This is a genomic window from Paenibacillus hamazuiensis, from assembly GCF_023276405.1.
Lineage (GTDB): Bacteria > Bacillota > Bacilli > Paenibacillales > NBRC-103111 > Paenibacillus_AF > Paenibacillus_AF hamazuiensis.
In genome coordinates this window covers 6741822-6758354 of sequence record NZ_JALRMO010000001.1, presented here as the reverse complement: position 1 = coordinate 6758354, position 16533 = coordinate 6741822, and the positions used below count along the sequence as shown (strand labels likewise).

The 16533-nt window shown below is 55.2% G+C and carries 13 protein-coding genes; 3 read left to right on the top strand and 10 right to left on the bottom strand.

The window, feature by feature from the left end; translation table 11 throughout:
* Nucleotides 1-174: 174 nt before the first annotated feature.
* The 3 genes from MYS68_RS29600 to MYS68_RS29590 all read right to left on the bottom strand — a co-directional run bounded on the left by MYS68_RS29600 (nt 175) and on the right by MYS68_RS29590 (nt 2082).
* Nucleotides 175-552 carry a type II toxin-antitoxin system PemK/MazF family toxin gene (locus tag MYS68_RS29600; protein ID WP_248929247.1) on the bottom strand — a complete coding sequence of 126 codons (378 nt, stop codon included), beginning with the start codon at nt 550-552 and terminating at the stop codon, nt 175-177.
* Complete coding sequence (locus tag MYS68_RS29595) at nt 552-821, bottom strand: AbrB/MazE/SpoVT family DNA-binding domain-containing protein (protein ID WP_248929246.1); 270 nt, start codon at nt 819-821, stop codon at nt 552-554. Before MYS68_RS29595 ends, MYS68_RS29600 begins: the two co-directional genes overlap by 1 nt.
* A 163-nt stretch (nt 822-984) precedes the next feature.
* Complete coding sequence (locus tag MYS68_RS29590) at nt 985-2082, bottom strand: oxidoreductase (RefSeq protein WP_248929245.1); 1098 nt, start codon at nt 2080-2082, stop codon at nt 985-987.
* 167 nt (nt 2083-2249) lie between these two features.
* Between MYS68_RS29590 and MYS68_RS29585 the strand changes: the two genes are divergently transcribed.
* Together MYS68_RS29585 and MYS68_RS29580 are read left to right on the top strand one after the other, a co-directional pair.
* Entirely contained in the window at nt 2250-3119 is an 870-nt protein-coding gene (locus MYS68_RS29585; protein ID WP_248929244.1) for a LysR family transcriptional regulator, read from the top strand.
* 97 nt (nt 3120-3216) lie between these two features.
* On the top strand, nt 3217-4833 hold the full coding sequence (locus MYS68_RS29580; RefSeq protein ID WP_248929243.1) for a copper amine oxidase N-terminal domain-containing protein: 1617 nt from the start codon (nt 3217-3219) through the stop codon (nt 4831-4833).
* 81 nt (nt 4834-4914) lie between these two features.
* Here the strand turns inward: MYS68_RS29580 and MYS68_RS29575 are convergent, their stop codons facing one another.
* The 7 genes from MYS68_RS29575 to MYS68_RS29545 all read right to left on the bottom strand — a co-directional run bounded on the left by MYS68_RS29575 (nt 4915) and on the right by MYS68_RS29545 (nt 15150).
* Nucleotides 4915-6354 (bottom strand): alpha/beta hydrolase family protein, encoded by a 1440-nt coding sequence (locus MYS68_RS29575; RefSeq protein WP_248929242.1) that lies wholly within the window; start codon nt 6352-6354, stop codon nt 4915-4917.
* Between the two features lie 224 nt (nt 6355-6578).
* Complete coding sequence (locus tag MYS68_RS29570; protein ID WP_248929241.1) at nt 6579-7208, bottom strand: response regulator; 630 nt, start codon at nt 7206-7208, stop codon at nt 6579-6581.
* Between the two features lie 3 nt (nt 7209-7211).
* Complete coding sequence (locus tag MYS68_RS29565; protein WP_248929240.1) at nt 7212-8270, bottom strand: sensor histidine kinase; 1059 nt, start codon at nt 8268-8270, stop codon at nt 7212-7214.
* Nucleotides 8267-8920, bottom strand: a complete 654-nt coding sequence (gene liaF / locus MYS68_RS29560) for a cell wall-active antibiotics response protein LiaF (protein ID WP_248929239.1) — start codon at nt 8918-8920, stop codon at nt 8267-8269. Before liaF ends, MYS68_RS29565 begins: the two co-directional genes overlap by 4 nt.
* Before the next feature lie 34 nt (nt 8921-8954).
* The gene (locus tag MYS68_RS29555) at nt 8955-9929 is read right to left on the bottom strand and encodes a DUF4097 family beta strand repeat-containing protein (protein ID WP_248929238.1); all 975 of its coding nucleotides are present in this window, start codon (nt 9927-9929) and stop codon (nt 8955-8957) included.
* A 137-nt stretch (nt 9930-10066) separates the two neighbouring features.
* Complete coding sequence (locus MYS68_RS29550; RefSeq protein WP_248929237.1) at nt 10067-13144, bottom strand: hybrid sensor histidine kinase/response regulator; 3078 nt, start codon at nt 13142-13144, stop codon at nt 10067-10069.
* The gene (locus MYS68_RS29545) at nt 13141-15150 is read right to left on the bottom strand and encodes a bifunctional diguanylate cyclase/phosphodiesterase (RefSeq protein ID WP_248929236.1); all 2010 of its coding nucleotides are present in this window, start codon (nt 15148-15150) and stop codon (nt 13141-13143) included. Before MYS68_RS29545 ends, MYS68_RS29550 begins: the two co-directional genes overlap by 4 nt.
* A gap of 157 nt (nt 15151-15307) precedes the next feature.
* Here MYS68_RS29545 and MYS68_RS29540 point away from each other — a divergent pair, with 157 nt between their 5' ends.
* Nucleotides 15308-16480: a response regulator gene (locus MYS68_RS29540; RefSeq protein WP_248929235.1), complete on the top strand. Its 1173-nt coding sequence runs from the start codon at nt 15308-15310 to the stop codon at nt 16478-16480.
* Nucleotides 16481-16533 lie beyond the last annotated feature (53 nt).

The window sequence follows — 16533 nt, the reverse complement described above, 5'->3', positions numbered from 1 at the left end:
TCCAAATTTTTTTTACTTTTTTTTGTAAGCAGCTGCCTTACATGTATGATCATAAGCACGTTACCTTTAGCGAACCTTGAATTACAAAACTTTTTTCATCACAAAAAAAGTCCTCGTATGCTCAACCCGGAAGTGACTACAGCCAGCTTCGCGTTTGGCATACGAGGACGTTATTCAGGCAAGGATAGAACGCACATTGGTGATGACGTGCTTGTAAAAATTGGACGAGGGGTCAACTTTACCGATAACGACGGCATTTCGGGCTTTCAAATCAAGCGACTTGGCTTGATCGGTGAGCACGACACCTCTTAATTCCGTAAATGAAACTCTTGGATGAATGGTAACTATTCCTGAAGGAACGGGAACCTCAAAAGGGTAATCTTTTATTTGGGTGGTGACGGGAACGACCATGGCAAATGATGTGTTCTCCGGATCAATAAGCCCGTCCGAAAGTACGATGGCAGCGCGCCAGCCATTTTGTTCGTGCTCCCGGGTCGGGTACATATTCAACCATACTACGCTGCCGCGTTCCACATGCCCTGTGATTGTCATTAAATGACCTCATCTCCTATAGGCTCGTCACCGATCTCCTCGTGGGCAGTCATACCGGGTTTGCATTTAGAACGGAGCGACAGAAAATGTTTACGCAGAGCTTCTTGATCGTCGGCAGCCGGAAAAGCCGGTCGTAAAAGAACCTCCTTGTTTTCCGTGACGTACATCTCAATCTCGACTCCATCGGCGAATTTGACCAATTCGGAGATTTCCTGAGGAATGCGAACAGCCAAACTATTACCCCACTTGCGTACGGTTGCCGTAGTCATATAAATCAAACCTTTCTTTTGTTATTGATTCAATTTTACCACAACCTTCCGTTTTCGTATATACTAAGTATATACATTATGGGGTGAATAAATACGGCTAATTTTTTATCTCCAAAAAAGGAGCGGACCCCCTATGAGGGATCTGCTCCTCGAATCTCTTGATTCATTCCTGCGCCATCACTTCTTCATCCTTCAGCGTAGCGATGGGGAGCAGAAAATGGTGATCGAAAGGATGCAAGTCTCGGCCTGCCTGCACCTTGCTCACCCAGTCGGGATTAACAAGGGCGCTTGTTCCGATCGCGACCAGATCGGTATGGTCTTTCTCCAACATCGCCTCGGCTCGGTCCGGTTCGCCGAGCTTTCCGTTGGCGATAACGGGAAGGCCGCTGTACCGTTTGGCAAGTTCGGCCAGAGTGGGGCCGCCCTCATGGAAAGCCGGGGCATACGCCTTATATTCCGTCGTATGGATGTAGCTCGGGGAAGCCGCCGCGAGCCGCGTGAAAATGATCCTGGCGTCTTCTTCTCCGCCGGCCCATTTATGGTGGAAGTCGTTCACTTTGCCCTGCGAGATGCGGACGCCCACCAAGTAATCCGGGCCTACGGCGGCGCGGATGGCGTCCAGTACTTCCACGACGATGCGGATACGTCGCTCGGTGGAACCGCCGTACTCATCGGCTCTCCGGTTTGTGTAATCCGTGATGAATTGATCGAGCAGGTATCCGTTGGCCGCATGAACTTCAACCCCGTCGAATCCGGCTTGCTTGGCGCGGAGAGCGGCTTCGGCAAAGCCGTGAACCGCTTGGCGGATGTCGCTCAGCGTCATCTCCCGCGGAACGGCAAACTCGCCGCTGCCGCCGTGATCTTCGAGCATCGTGCCGACAGGCTTCACCGCCGACGGAGCGATGGGCGTGAAGGCTCCGTGCTGCACCAGCGCCCCTGCATGCATCAGCTGAGCGACGATTTTTCCGCCTTCGCGGTGCACCGCCTGAATGACAGGGCGCCACGAATCAGCCTGCGCATCGGTTGCGATGCCGGGTTGATTTTCATAACTTCGGCTGTTTGCCGCATCCGGGTACAGTCCTTCCGTGATGATAAGGCCGAACCCGCCTTTGGCGAAGCGGGTATAATACCGGACCATGCGATCGTTCGCCAGTCCGGATGGTTCGGAGCTCGTACGGGTCATCGGTGCCAGCACCGCGCGATTAGGCAGCTTCAACGAACCCAGCTGAACCGAAGAAAAGAGTTTCGGATAACGCTCCATAGCAAATTCCTCCTTCAATGTTACCGCGACTTCAAACAGACTGGTCTGCGGTGAAGTTTTTGTTTGTTCTTGAAAATGATTGTAATGCGACAAATCCATACAGTAAAATGATTGTTACATATGGGGTCATCAATATATTTGATGACTGGAATGCGGAGGTTTTTGCCATGGAATTGATCGATCTGAAAGTGTTTGTGGCGATTATGCAGGAGGGCAGCATCACTCGGGCGGCGGAGAAGCTCGATTACGTCCAGTCGAACATCACGACGCGGGTTCGCAAGCTGGAGGAGGAGCTCGGGGTGCAGCTGTTCCATCGCAGTTCGAAGGGGGTCGCGCCGACTGAAAAAGGACTTGTCTTCGGCAAATATGCCTCGGATATTTTGCTTATGGTGGGGGAGGCCGAGATGGCCGTCAAAGAGCCCGACCATCCGAGCGGGCCGCTGACGATCGGAGTGGTGGAAACGATGGCGTCGACTCCCGCTTTTATTCGGGCGCTATCCGAGTTTCAAATCAAATACCCCGAGGTTGCGTTATCTCTGGTCACCGGGACGTCGCCGCAAAACTACGAAAAAGTGCTGAGCCGCGAGCTGGACGGAGCTTTTTTCACAGGCGAGTTCGATCTGGCTCAGCTGCAGGTCGCCTTCGAGATTCGGGAAGAAGTCGTTCTGGTGACATCGGTAGGGGAGCGAGAGAAGCCGGCTTCTTCCGAAGCCGCTAAGGCGGCGTGGGTTGTCTTCCCGAGAGGCTGCCCGCTGCGCGGCGCCAGCGAAGATTGGCTGCGGGACAAAGGAGAGGCGGGAGCGAATATGATCGAGGTCAGCACGCTCGATACGATGCTGAGCTGCGTATGTGCGGGGATCGGTCAAACGCTGCTGACCGAGTCGGCGGTGCCTGCGGATGAACAGCGGGTGCGCGTGCATCCGGTTCCGGAGAGGTACCGGTTCGTAACGACCCGGCTCGTTAGCCGGAAGGAGCAGTTCCGGAGCAAAGCGTTCGAAGCTTTTGCCGAATGTATCAGGGCAGCGGCAGCGGAGTAAGCGGAAATGAGGATTTCGACACTTCCCGCAGCATGTTGTAGAATAGAGGTAGTTGTAAAATAGAGGTAAGACCAAGTTGCGGGAGGGGAATGCAACAATGAAAAAATGGAGCACGACCATATCGGCTGCTTTGCTTGGAGCCGCTCTTATCCTGCCGTATTCCGATGCCGCGGCTGCGGCGGAACGGCCGGTGCGTGTTTACTTGGACGGCAAGGCGATCAGCTTCGAAGTTCAGCCGGTTTTGGAAAACGGGACGACGCTGGTGCAGTTCCGGCCGATTTTTGAAAAAATGGGATTGACCGTAGGGTGGGACGGCGAAACGCAGACCGTGACCGGCACCAAGGACGGCTTGACGATCGAGCTTGTCATCGATCAAACCGCTGCCTACGTAAATGGCCAGCCGTACGAGCTGGAGCTGGCGCCGCGTCTCGTGAACGGCAATACGCTTGTTCCTTTGCGGTTCGTCAGCGAATCGTGCGGCAAGGAAGTATCGTGGGTGCAGAGCACGTCTTCGGTGTACTTGAAAAGCCCCGCTCCACCCAAGCAAACTCCAGGTTCCTCGGGAAATACGGGTTCGCCGGGCTCAGCGGGTTCCCCGGGGACAGCGAATCCTCCGTCGAACGGAGATGGCGCGGGAACGGAGGACCCCACGAAGCCGGTGCGGGGAGAGTACCAATTCCCGAACGGCGATAAATACACAGGGCCGCTGGTGAACGGATTGCCGGAAGGCAGAGGCAAGGTGGTAAGCTCGAGCGGCAAACTGCTGTTCGATGGCACTATGAAGGCGGGCGTCCCCTGGAACGGGCGGGCGAAAACCTACTATGACAACGGAGAGCTTGAGTCGGACGGCACGTTAAAGGAAGGCGTGCTGAGCGGAACGGTCAAACAGTATTCCGCGGACGGCCAACTCGTTTTTAACGGGACCTTCGTGAACGGCGAAAGGGCTACCGGCACGCTGTATTACGATAATGGGAACAAGTATACGGGGCCTTTCGAGGACAACGAACCGAGCGGCACCGGCAAACTCGTCTACAAAAACGGGGATACGTACGAAGGGGAGTTCGTCTTCGGCAAACGTGACGGAAAGGGCACTTATACGACGGCGAAGGGTGAAAAAATCGTCGGCGATTTTAAAGACGACGCGATGAACGGCATCATTTCTTATTACGATAAAAAAGGCACATTATTGTCGATCAGCGAGTACGCGAACGATGTTCTGGTCCGCAAAGTGGATATGGGAAGCGAATCGGCTTTGCCGCCGAACACGAACCCGACTTCATCGGGCAACGCTTTAAGCAGCGAAAACGACCGGCATGAGAAAGCGCTGAAGGAGCTGAAGGATGCGTACGACCGGGACAGAAAACAGATTGAGGATGAGATCGCCCAAATCCGCAAAGACAATCCGGGCCTTTACGCCTCGCAAACGGCGTACGATAAAGCGCTGAAGGAAGCGGAGGACAAGCAGGACGAGATTGTTGAAAAGATGAACTCGCTCTCGAACGATACTTCCCTGGCGGGCAAAGCCGCCATGGCGGAGCTGGAGAAGCAGCTGGCCGACAATCAAGCGCTGACCGCACAAATCGTGAAAAAGGGCGCCGCCCAAAAGCAGCTGGAGAAGCTGAACGACCGTCTTGCTTCGCTCAGGGAGGATTATAACGACAAGCTCAAAAGCGAAAACGATCGGCATCTGAGCATTATCAAACAGTTCAAGTAACAACAAAGCCCGGATGAGCGGATCCAAGTCTGGATCCAGGCTCGCCGGGCTTTTCCTTTGCTGCTATTTTGGGGAATACGGTTAAGGGATGAGCAGTTGCCAGTACAGAGCCCAAACGATAAACAGGATTCCTCCGGCCGGCAGAAGATAACCTCGAATCCGCTCGGCACCCGTCGTCGTGGAGCGCGTCAACCACCAGGAACGGACGACCGGCACCGTAGAAATCGCCGCAGCCAGCGCCAAGAGCTGCAGAACGATCCAAACCAGCGTGCGGTCTCCGGCGACCGGTGCAAGATGCTTGGCGCCGGAGGTCATCAAGTAGCCGAAATACAGGATGAAGCCAAGCGTCGAGATCAAGGCCGCTCCCGATAAAATCAGCTTGGAGCGGCGCGCCGGGACAGCGGCTTGCTCAGCCCGGCCTTTTCGCAGGCGGCGCGCAGCGGATGCCATCAAATATGCGGCGAATCCGATCATTAGAACGAGCGCCAGGCCTAATTGCACCGATGCGGTGTTGTACCAGGCGAGGCGGTCGACGCCGGCCGGCGACAGATGGTCCTGCTGCGGGGCCGAGCCGATGACCGACTTGACCGGCGCCTGCCCGCGGACAACCTGGAGTACCCATGAAGTCATAGCCTCCGCATAGCCGGGGGCAAACGTATCGGACTGCTTAATGCCGTCCGGGGTGGTGCGCAGGAGGTGCCCCGCGTCAGGGAAAAACTGAAGCGTATAACGCTCATTGCCGCTGCGGTCGAACGCCGCCCGGATGATACGAGAGCTTTCGAGCGGAGGTTCCACGCGGTCGTTGCTTCCCCAGATCGCGAGCACCGGCTGCTTCACCTTCTCGAATACCGGCACGGGGTCGTACAGCGCTTCGGCGAACAGCCCGGCGGAAACGGCCAGCTGCAGTCCGTGCAGCGCAACGGAGCGGATCATGGAACCGGACGATACGCCTTGGTCGTACAAGCGGTTGACCAGCTGCCACGACTGCTGCTGTACCGGCTTGACGCCGACGGCGCCCACCGTAATCAGGAAAGCGGCGTCGGTCTGAGGCCTGGAGGCGGCCAGCGAGGCGACCCAGCCGCCTTCGCTGATTCCCCATAGTCCGATGAATTTGCGGTCGATATCGGGGCGGGCGGCCAGCGCTGCGGCTGCGGCGTTCACGTCATCCGCAAGATCTGCGTAGGAGCGGCCGCCGGCGCGGGATTTGCTGAAGCCGTCGGCGCGTTTATCGTAAATCAACGCGGCGATGCCGGCTTTGACGAACATTTCCGCTTCTCCGCGGTATTTTTCCCGATCCGACGAATTGGACCCGTGTACAAGCACGACGGCGGGGTAAGGGCCTTGCGTGTTCGGCAGAAGAATCGTTCCTTCCAGCGTCACCCCGCTGCTTTGAAACTTGACGGTCTCTTCCTTATAGTCCGGCGGCGCAGCATTTGCTGCAGGAATGATCCATGCGAGCAAGAGCAGCAGGGCCAGCCCGATTGCGGTGATTTTTCGAAATGCGTGTCGGTTGAAGTTCATTTGCATTAACCCTCTTCCATTTGATTTGCCGGTGCGGAGGAATTTCGTGCACCGTTTATACTATCGATCATAAAGGAGAGGGATTTTTTCCAAAACGCGCCTGGGCTGTATTTTAACTACGACCGTGGTCTTACTTGAGGTTAGACCTGCGTGACGATAAGAAAAAAGAGGCCGTCATGGAGCCGCAGTGGCCCCTGATCAGCCTCGATGCCGATGGCGAAGAACTACTTTAACCCATGGCGATGCACGTAGAGCGCCGCGTTGGTCCGGTCCTCCACTTCCAGCTTGGCGAAAATGCTGGTGATGTGCGCTTTGACGGTGCCCATCGCAATAAAGAGCTCCGCGGCAATCTCCTGATTCGATTTGCCTTCCGCGATCAGACGCAGCACCTCCAGCTCTCTGGCCGTCAGCGCTTCATGGAGCTGGGGTTCCTCGCGGCGGCGCATTTTGGACAGCACCTTGCCGGTCACCTTCGATTCGAGCACGGATTCCCCCCGTGCCGCGGCACGGATGGCCTCGGCAATTTGCTCGGCCTTCGCGGTTTTGAGCAAATAGCTGAGTGCGCCCGCCTCGAGCGCCGGATACACCTGCTCGTCGTCCATGAAGCTGGACAGCACGATGATTTTCGGCGCGCCGCTCATCTTGCAAATCGCCTGCGTCGCTTCCACTCCGTTCATGCCTTCCATCACCAGGTCCATGACAACGACATCCGGCTTAAGCTCCTTGACCAGCTGTACCCCGTCGCTCCCGTTTGAGGCTTCCCCGACGACGTCGATATCCTTTTGCATTTCCAAATAGGCGGACAAGCCCATCCGGACCATTTCATGATCGTCCACCAACAACACCCGTATCACGGCTTAACTTCCTCCTTCCAGATAGATGACCGGCACTTTGACATGGATTTGCGTGCCTTTGCCGGGGGACGACGCCACGCTTACGGTTCCGCCGATTTCGTCGGCACGCTCCTGTAAAGTTTTCATCCCGTACGAAGCGGCCCCTGCTTCCTCCGTATCGAAGCCGACTCCATTGTCGGCAACGGTCATATGGATATGCCGGCCCACCTGGCGCAGCCTGACTGTAACGGCCGACGCCCCCGAATGGCGGATCACATTGGATAAGCTTTCCTGCAGCATGCGGAACAGGTTGTCCGATATCCCCTTCGATATCTCCGGAATGTCTTCCAGCTCCCCATGCACCGCGATGTCATGTTTGTTCGCAAGCTGCCGCAGCAGCTCTTCGATCCCGTCTTTCAAATTTTTGCCATCCAGAGCGGCGGGCCTAAGCTGCATCAGAAGCGCTCTCATTTCTTTCTGGGCTTCGCCGGCCGAGGACTGCACCATCTCGATTCGTTTCCTCACTTTATCCGTGTTCAAATCTTCGCTTTCCCGGATCGCCGACGTCATCATCGAAATGGCAAACAGCTGCTGGCTTACCGCATCGTGCAGGTCGCGGGCGATGCGCTGCCGCTCTTCGAGGACAGCGGACTGCTGAAGCTGCCCGGCCAGCTCAGTTTTCTCGGCAGCCAGCTTTTGCAAAGAGGCTACTTGTTGTTCGATGCGTTCAGCCATCCGGTTCAGCCGCCCTCCCATAACGCCCATCTCGTCTCTGCCGCTCACGAGCGAATCCGGCACCCGGTATGTAAAATCGCCGCGTTCGAATAAATAAACCGATTCCGCGAGCTGCTGTACACGCCGCTTCAAACGGCTTCCGAAGATGTACCCCGGAACGAGTCCCAGACCTACGATCAGCACGAGCGCCATGCCGATTCGAGACGCATGAAGCGACCATAAGGTGCTGAAGTCCAGCCGATAAGCCGATAACACCGCAATCATGGATACGATCGAAATAAAGAGCGACAATCCCAGCGAATAGAAGGCCGCTTTCCACTGAATGCCGGCAAAACGGTGTCGGTTCATAAATACCTCACATCCACGTCGCCGATGCCGGCGGATATGGCAATGTGCAGCCTGCTCGGGGCATCCTCATACTCTCCTGTTTCCATACGGAGACGGCGCGGAAAACGCGGCGATTTTTGTCCGAACGCCTCCGGCTTGCCGAACATCACCTCGATGTCCGTTTTGACCCCGAGCCCGTACGGCACGTAGATGATCACGTTGCCCATAAGGCGGTTAACGACCACCCGGTGCTCGCCGGGCGGCGTAAAGGCGGAGGAAAAGTCGATATGGACATCGCCGATCCCTTGTTCGATGCGGATATCCGACATTTCCGGGGGCCGGATGTGAACGTCGCCGACCCGCAGCTTGGGGGCTAAAGGCGGCTCGGACGGGTTTAGCAGCAGGAGATAGCCGCAGCTCATCAGCAACACCGCGGCAGCGGTCCCCCCGGGAGGGAGTCCGAAAATAAACGCCGACTGGACGGCCGCATACGTCCACGGGATAACGGCAAGCCGTTTGGATAGGCGGCGGTAGGAGAGCAGGCCGAGCATGAGACCGAACAAAGGGTCCAGCCATTCCGCAAAACCCGACCTGACGGCGGCGGCATAAGCGGCTGCAAAAAGGGCGATATATCCGGTAAACCGGTTGAAAAGTAAACGGCGTAAAGCCATCGCCGGGCCTCCTTTCGGGCAAATTCGTCTCCGTCTATTTCAGGGTCAGTTCACCCGCATTTACATGCACTTTAACGGGAAGTGTTCCGCTGCCGCTTTGAGCCGCAAGCTCTGTTTCCGTTTGTTTGGCGATGCGGTCGAAAGTGCGGCGGTTATCGAAATTTCCGCTCTCCACCCCCGCTTCCAGCCGGATATCCGGATTCGCCGGAAGGATCAGCTCGGCCCGCCCGCGGCCAACGGTAACATCTACAGCATCGGAAAGCTGATCGAAGCTCGCAAGGAACTCCCCGGCGCCCAGAACACCATGGAGCTTGCCGCTGTAATGCTCCAGATGAATCTGGCCGCTCTTCGAATCGAATGAGCCGGTGCCGGCCCGGATGCCGGAAGCGTTCACTTCCCCGGAATCAAGGCGAGTCTCGACACTGCCCGTATAGTCATGCAGTTCAACGGAACCTGTTGTCATCGCGATGATCCCGAGGTCCGTCCGTACTGATTGCGCCCGAAAAGTTCCTGACGAAGCCCCGAAGGTGATCCTGCCGGCTTCAAGCCGGGTCAGTTCCGTTTTGCTTGATTGTGCTTGTATCGTGATGGTTTTCAGCGAAAAGCTTGCATTTCTTTCTCCGGACGGACCGGATGCGGTAATATCGCCTTGGTCCAAAGTCACCGCCAGATTGTTGCGGTAGGAGAGGGGCAAATGAACGACGAGCGTACAATTCAGCGGCAATAACGTAAAACGACCACGTTCGGCGTTAAACTCCAGACGATCTGCCGATTCGGTGACAGTGATTTTGCCGCTGCCTTGCAAATAAGCCTGCACATCCACCCTCGCTTCCGGGACAAGCCGAATATTCATGTCGGACGCCTGAATCGCGATGGTTTCCGTTGTCTCGGATACAGGCGCCAGGACTGCTTTAGCCGCCCAACTGACTCCGGATTTAGGAAAAATGATGAAAAAGATGAATGCGCCGAGCAGAAGCAGCGAGATGCCGAACATTTTTCTCTTATTCATATCAGCGCACCCTTTCCCGAGTTTTTAAAGCTTCCCCCATCTTAACAGACGGTACGCTTGCTTGTCATCGGACGGAAAGCGGGCGCCTTCTAAGACCGCAGTCGTAGAAGGCGCCCGCTATGCATCCGCGCCGAACCTTATTTCGGAATTTCCATCGTCACAATCGTCCCGCGCCCGAGATGGCTGCGGATTTGCAGCCCTTTTCCATAAATTTGCTTCAGGCGGCGCTCCAAATTATATAAGCCGATGCCTTTTTGCCCGTCCGGCTTGCCGTACAGCACCTCGTGCAGCCGTTCCGGGGATATGCCCACCCCGTCATCTTCAACCGAAATGACGGCGTAGTTCGGATGTTCCGCGACCCGGATGCGAACCGTTCCGCCTCGCGATCGCGGCAGTATCCCGTGCCTGACGGCATTTTCCACAAGGGGCTGGACCGACAGGGGAGGCAGCCGAAACCCGGCGCCTTCGCCCAGTTCCCATATGACCTGAAGCCGGTCCTGGAAACGCTCCTTCTCGATGAACAGGTAAGAACGGACAAGTCCCAGCTCCTGGTGAAGCGGAACGAGACGGTCCACATTATGAAAATCGAAGCTGGTGCGCAAATATTGGCCGAACACATCAAGCAAATGCCGCATTCTCGCCGTATCGAATTCGCTGAGGGCGGCGATCGAGTTGAGCGTGTTAAACAGAAAGTGAGGCTTGATCTGGGCTTGCAGCCACGCCGCCTCCAAACGAAGGCGCTCGGTGAAGGAAAGCTTCAGGTTGGTGAGTGCGCGTACACGGGATTTCAGCTCCAGTGCATCCATCGGCTTCATCACATAATCGTTGGCACCGCATCGAAAGCCGGCGGCGATATCCTCGGAACGGCTTCGCGCCGTTAAAAGCAAAATCGGCAGCTCCGATACGGTGAAGCGCTCGCGAACGAGCTTGGTAAGTTCGTATCCGGACATGTGCGGCATCATCACATCGGTAATCACGAGATCCCACCGTTCGTTCAGCAGTTTAACCAAAGCCTCGCGGCCGTTTGTTACCGTCACGATATCGTATTGCTCTGCGGAAAGAAGGTTATCCAAAATTTTCAAATTCACCGGATCGTCATCTACGGCCAGTATTCTCGGTTTTTCCGATACGAATGAGGCGGATGGCGAAACATGCCGGTTTTTCGGCTCTTGCACGGCGGCAGCTGCCGTATCGTCGGCGATCCCGGAACGAGCGCTCTCGTTAACGCGGACAAGTGCCTGCCCTGTATCGCCGGCCAGCTGCAGCGTAAACGTAAATGTCGAGCCTTGCCCCGACGCAGACTTGACCCCGAGCGTACCGCCGTGCAGCTCGACAAGCCGGGTGCTGATGCTGAGTCCGAGCCCGATCCCCGCCCCTAATGCCGTCAGGCTGGAATCCCCTTGCTCATAGGGCAAAAAGATTCGTTTCTGCGTCGCTTCGTCCATCCCGATCCCGGTATCCGTGATATGGACATGAGCTTTCCCGCTGCGGATTTCCGCGCTGATCGAGATAAGCCCTTCATGAGTATATTTCACCGCATTATGCAGCAAATTGAACATGATTTGGACGAGCCGGTTTTCATCCGCCATGACGAAAGGGAAGGTATCCGGGATGTTTTGCGACAGCCGGATCTGCTTGCCTTCGGTCATAAAGCGGATCATATCGAGCACTCCGGAAGCCACCGATTGAAGATGCACCTTGGTCATGTTCAGCCGGACATCCTGCTCTTTGAGGCGCGTAAAATCGAGCAGGTCATTGAGCATGAACGACATACGGCGCCCTACGGAAATAAGCAGTTCGAGATCCTTTTTCGTGTTCTCCCCCAGCGAATGTTTTTCGGTATCCACGATGGTTTGGGCAATCGTGAGAATGCCGTGCAGCGGATTTCGCAATTCGTGGGACGTGTTTGCCAGAAAGTCGTCCTTTTGCTTGTCCACCTGCTGAAGCCGGGCCGCGAGCTGTTCGGTTTGGTCCGACATTCGGAAAAGCCTCCTGAACCAAAAGGACGCCATGCTGAGAAATGCGACGATCAGATCGAACGGATAATACGGTGTCACAATCAGCCCCGCATTAAGCAATACGCCCCATGTGACGTGGGAAGTCATGCCGACTGCGGAGAGGAGCAAATAAATTGCGTGTTCCTTGCCGTTCAGCGCGCCGCGGAGCCAAAGCGCGGGAGCCGTCAGCGTAGGCAGCACGCTGATGAAGATAAGCAGCGGCTCTGTCCGCGTCACGAATCGGATGGGGGCACCCAGAACAAACAACGCATACAAGCCGCAGATGAAAGCAAACATGCGAATGAATTTCAGATGTCGGTATTCCGGAAAGAGATGTTTCGTAAACAGAAGCATAAAAGCGCCGACACCGGTGTATGACAAGTATTGAATCCGCTTAAACCACCCGAATTCGAGAGGGATCCAGGCCAGCAGCAGCTTTTCATAGTTGGTGAACAAGGTGAAGGCCGTGCAGGTGACCATCAGGGCGAAATAGAGAAGCACTTTGCGATCCGGCCTGAACATGAACAAAATGACCGCATAAAAGCCGTGCATCAAAAGAATGATGATCGCCACGAGATTCATGCAGAGTGAAAAAATGTTTTGATGCGTAACCGCCAAGGCGCTGCCGAACGAAACCGGTCCGATGATGCCGCCTTTGTCGGCATAGTCGTAGTTGGATACGCGCACAACGATTTCGATATAATCTTCATTTGTCGTAAAGAAGCCGGAGTACGGGATATTCCGGCTCTCATGCAGCTCCCGGATCGCCGAAGGCTGACCGCTGCCCGTAAGCAAATGTCCGTTCACGAAAAGCTCGGAAGCGCCGCGAATATCTTGGGTCTTGATACCGTAGGTCATCCTGTTGTCGGCACTTACGAGTATCAGGAGCCGGTAAGTTCCGTAGCCATAGGGAGACCCCGATTCTCCGGACAGAGCCCGGTTCCAACTGCCCGGAACTTGAATAAAGCCGCTTGCCGATGCGGGGGGAACGTAGGATCCGCCGGGAGAGGGTGTCAGCCATTGGCCGGGGAAAAACTCCCACTGCCCATCCAGCGTCAAGGTATTATCCGCCGAAAAATCCCAATTTCGCAGGTCGACGACTCCGCCCACCGCAGAAGGATGCGGCGGAACGGCTTGAAAGGCGATCCAGAACAGGCGGAGGCCGGTAAGTATCGCTAAGAATAGCAAGGCGATGAGTATCGTTCTTCGCTTGGTCATCCGTTTAAATGTTCCTTCGATTTAAGCCATTTCTCAATTTCTTTGGGATCCATCGGCTTGCCGTAATAGTATCCTTGCATCACATTGCAGCCAAGCTCCTTGAGAAATTCGATGTGCTCCTGATTTTCGACCCCTTCGGCGATCACATCCAGCTTCAAGCTTTCCGCCATCACGACGATCGCATGGATGATGGCCCGTTTGCCGGGAGATTGCAAGTCGTTGGTAAACAATCGGTCCAGCTTCAAGGCATCGATCGGAATCCGGTCCAGAAGCCCGATCGACGAATAGCCGGTGCCGAAGTCATCCATCGATATGCGCACTCCAAGGGCGCGAATGTCGATCAGCTGGCGCACGATGTCGTTCAGGTCGTAAAGCACCATCGATTCGGTAATTTCCAGCTCCAAAAAATGCGGATCCAGGCCGGCTTTCGCAAGCGCGGTCTGAATCATTTCCTTCAAGCTGTCGGTTCTAAACAGGCGGATCGATAAATTGACCGATACCGGCTGCATGATGCCTTTGGCCTGCAGCTCGACGCCGTGCAGGCAGGCTTTTTCCAGGACCCACCTGGTCATAGGGACAATGAGTCCGGTTTCTTCGGCGATTGGGATGAATTCAACCGGGGAAACGACGCCAAGGCGGGGATGGTTCCAGCGAATCAACGCTTCCAGCCCAAAAGGCTTGTTCGTCACCACGTTCCATTTGGGCTGATACACGATAAAAAATTCGCTGCGGTCAAAAGCCCGCCGCAAATCTTTCTCCAGCTCCATTCGACGAACGGCGTGGTTGCCGAGCTCCTCGCTGTAAACGCAAAATTGATTTTTGCCGAGACTTTTCGCTTTGTACATCGCGGTATCGGCTGTTTTCAAAAGAATCGAGCGGTCGGCGCTTTGAATGCTGCCGATGCTGATTCCGATGCTGACCGTTATATACAATTCGTTTCCATCGAGAAAATACGGCTTCTTGATCTTTTGCAGAAGCTGCGCGGCGAGCCGTTCGGCCTGATCTTGGCGGCAGTCTTTGGCGACGATCAAAAATTCGTCCCCGCCTATGCGGAATACTTGCTGCTGTTCGGTAATGAAGCCTTGCAGACGGCCTCCCACTTCCTGGACGAGCATGTCGCCGATATGGTGCCCCAGCGTATCGTTGATCGCTTTAAACTGATCCAGATCGAGAAAGAAGACGCCGAGCGGTTCCTTGCCTACGTAGGTATCGAAGAACCGGTTCATCTCATTGCGGTTGGGCAGCCCGGTGATCGTATCGGTGTACGCCATTTTTTCCAGCACGTGCCGGTCAAAAAACATAGCTCCCCAAGAGATCAGCAGGATGGAGAAGATGGTGATCGTCACCCCGAAGAGCAGGAACGGGTCGGACTGGAGGCTGCTGCTATGCGTGGATACGTGATGATCGTCGCGGAATATCGCCGCTTTCATCCCCGTATAGTGCATGCCGCAAATCGCAATCCCCATAACCGTGGCCGTCAGCCACCGGAGCCATTTGGAGGAAGGGTGGCTTCGGAAACGAAGGAACAGCAGCAGGGCCACATAAGATACGACGAGTGCGATGATGGCGGACAAAATCCAATAGAACGGATCGTATTCCAAGCTGACGGGCATTCGCATGGCGGCCATTCCGGTATAATGCATCGCAACGATGCCGGTTCCCATGAAAAAACCGCCTATTGTTATTTTATACCAGTTAATTTGCTGCGGCATTGTGATGTAAAATGCTATAAAGGAGGCAATAACGCTGGCGACCATGGATAGCAGGGTCAATGTCGTATCGTAACTGACCGGCACGTGCAGATGAAAGGACAGCATCCCGACAAAGTGCATCGACCAGACGCCGCTTCCCATTACAAGAGCCCCGCCAAACAGCCAGAAAAACCGGCTTCTTCCGGTGGATTGCGAGATTTTCGACGTTATGTTCAAGGCGGAGTAAGAAGCAAGGATGGCGATAACGACGGAAAGTGCCACAATATAGTAATTATAATAACCTTCGATCAGCATGGTGCAACACCTCTATCCAATGATGTCAAATGGTTATTGTACAATATTGTACTGAACAAAATCTAAACACGAAAAATGAAAACATTTATAACAAAATGTCCCAGCTGTGCCGAATAAAAGAGTAACGATTTCTTTTTACGACAAGGGATGTGAAGCGATGAAGGCTATGCTGGTAGACGACGAGTCTCTTGCGCTCATGCAGCTAAGCAAAATGTTGAAGGAAATTGCCGGCATCGAGGTCGTCGGAGAGTACTTGGACCCGCTGCTGGCCATTGAAGCGGCAGGTCAATTGCAGCCGGATGTCGTGTTCCTCGACATACATATGCCGGAGATTTTGGGCCTAAAGGCAGCCGAGCTTCTTCAGGAAATTTGCCCGGCAGCGGAAATCGTCTTTATTACCGCTTATGACGATTATGCCGTACAAGCTTTCGAGCTGAATGCGCTCGATTACGTATTAAAACCGCTTCAGCGGGAGAGGCTCGCAAAAACGGTTCAGCGGCTGATGATGAGCGCCCAGGCGGGCCGGAAAGAAGAGGAGGCCGGCCGGCCCATGCTAATCCGCTGCCTGCAGACGCTGCAGTTCGAACCGCCCGGGGTGGAGCCGGAAACTTTAAAGTGGCGAACCTCCAAAGCTCAGGAGCTGTTTTCGTATTTGCTTCACCATCGCGGCCAGCTCGTTAGGAAAGGCGTCCTGCTTGATTTGCTGTGGCCGGACTTCGATTTGGCCAAGGCGATGACGCATCTGTATACGACGATTTATCAGGTGCGTCAGGATTTGAAGCGGGCGGGGGCGGATGTCCGAATTCGCAGCCTGGGCGTACAGGACGGGTATATTTTGGATACCGCACAGGTGAGGATCGATGTGGAGGAATGGGAGAAGGGCATTCGCCAGCTGGCTGCCGTTTCGAAGGATAATTACCGGGCCCATCAGCGGCTCCTCGATATGTACCGCGGAGATTATTTTGCGGACAGCGGTTATTTGTGGGCGGAGAACGAACGGCAGCGGCTCCGGATGCTCTGGCTGCAGCATGCGCAGCTGCTTGGCGAATTTTACATCAAGGAAGGGATGCCGGCGGAGGCGATTACGGTATACCACCGGGTGCAGCAGCAATATCCTTATTTCGAAGAAAGTTATTTTGCGCTTATGAAGCTGTATGACGTGTTGGAAGAGCGGACGGCCGTAGAGGAGCAGTATAAAAACCTGGTTCAATTGCTGGAGCAGGAGCTTGATGCAAGCCCCAGCAACAGGATCGCGGAATGGTACGAAAACTGGAAACGGCTCGGTCCCGGCTCCTCCGGGCCGGTGCGCAAAACGAATCGTTCCGTTTAAGCGAATAGTGCCTCATCAATGGGAAAGAGAGACTGTATCCTTCGGGATGCGGT

Excerpts from the sequence above, each read along its gene's own strand:
- MYS68_RS29600 (WP_248929247.1), bottom strand. The coding sequence starts at position 552 with ATGACAATCACAGGGCATGTGGAACGCGGCAGCGTAGTATGGTTGAAT.
- MYS68_RS29595 (WP_248929246.1), bottom strand. The coding sequence starts at position 821 with ATGACTACGGCAACCGTACGCAAGTGGGGTAATAGTTTGGCTGTTCGC.
- MYS68_RS29590 (WP_248929245.1), bottom strand. The coding sequence starts at position 2,082 with ATGGAGCGTTATCCGAAACTCTTTTCTTCGGTTCAGCTGGGTTCGTTG.
- MYS68_RS29585 (WP_248929244.1), top strand. The coding sequence starts at position 2,250 with ATGGAATTGATCGATCTGAAAGTGTTTGTGGCGATTATGCAGGAGGGC.
- MYS68_RS29580 (WP_248929243.1), top strand. The coding sequence starts at position 3,217 with ATGAAAAAATGGAGCACGACCATATCGGCTGCTTTGCTTGGAGCCGCT.
- MYS68_RS29575 (WP_248929242.1), bottom strand. The coding sequence starts at position 6,354 with ATGAACTTCAACCGACACGCATTTCGAAAAATCACCGCAATCGGGCTG.
- MYS68_RS29565 (WP_248929240.1), bottom strand. The coding sequence starts at position 8,270 with ATGAACCGACACCGTTTTGCCGGCATTCAGTGGAAAGCGGCCTTCTAT.
- liaF (WP_248929239.1), bottom strand. The coding sequence starts at position 8,920 with ATGGCTTTACGCCGTTTACTTTTCAACCGGTTTACCGGATATATCGCC.
- MYS68_RS29555 (WP_248929238.1), bottom strand. The coding sequence starts at position 9,929 with ATGAATAAGAGAAAAATGTTCGGCATCTCGCTGCTTCTGCTCGGCGCA.
- MYS68_RS29550 (WP_248929237.1), bottom strand. The coding sequence starts at position 13,144 with ATGACCAAGCGAAGAACGATACTCATCGCCTTGCTATTCTTAGCGATA.
- MYS68_RS29545 (WP_248929236.1), bottom strand. The coding sequence starts at position 15,150 with ATGCTGATCGAAGGTTATTATAATTACTATATTGTGGCACTTTCCGTC.
- MYS68_RS29540 (WP_248929235.1), top strand. The coding sequence starts at position 15,308 with ATGAAGGCTATGCTGGTAGACGACGAGTCTCTTGCGCTCATGCAGCTA.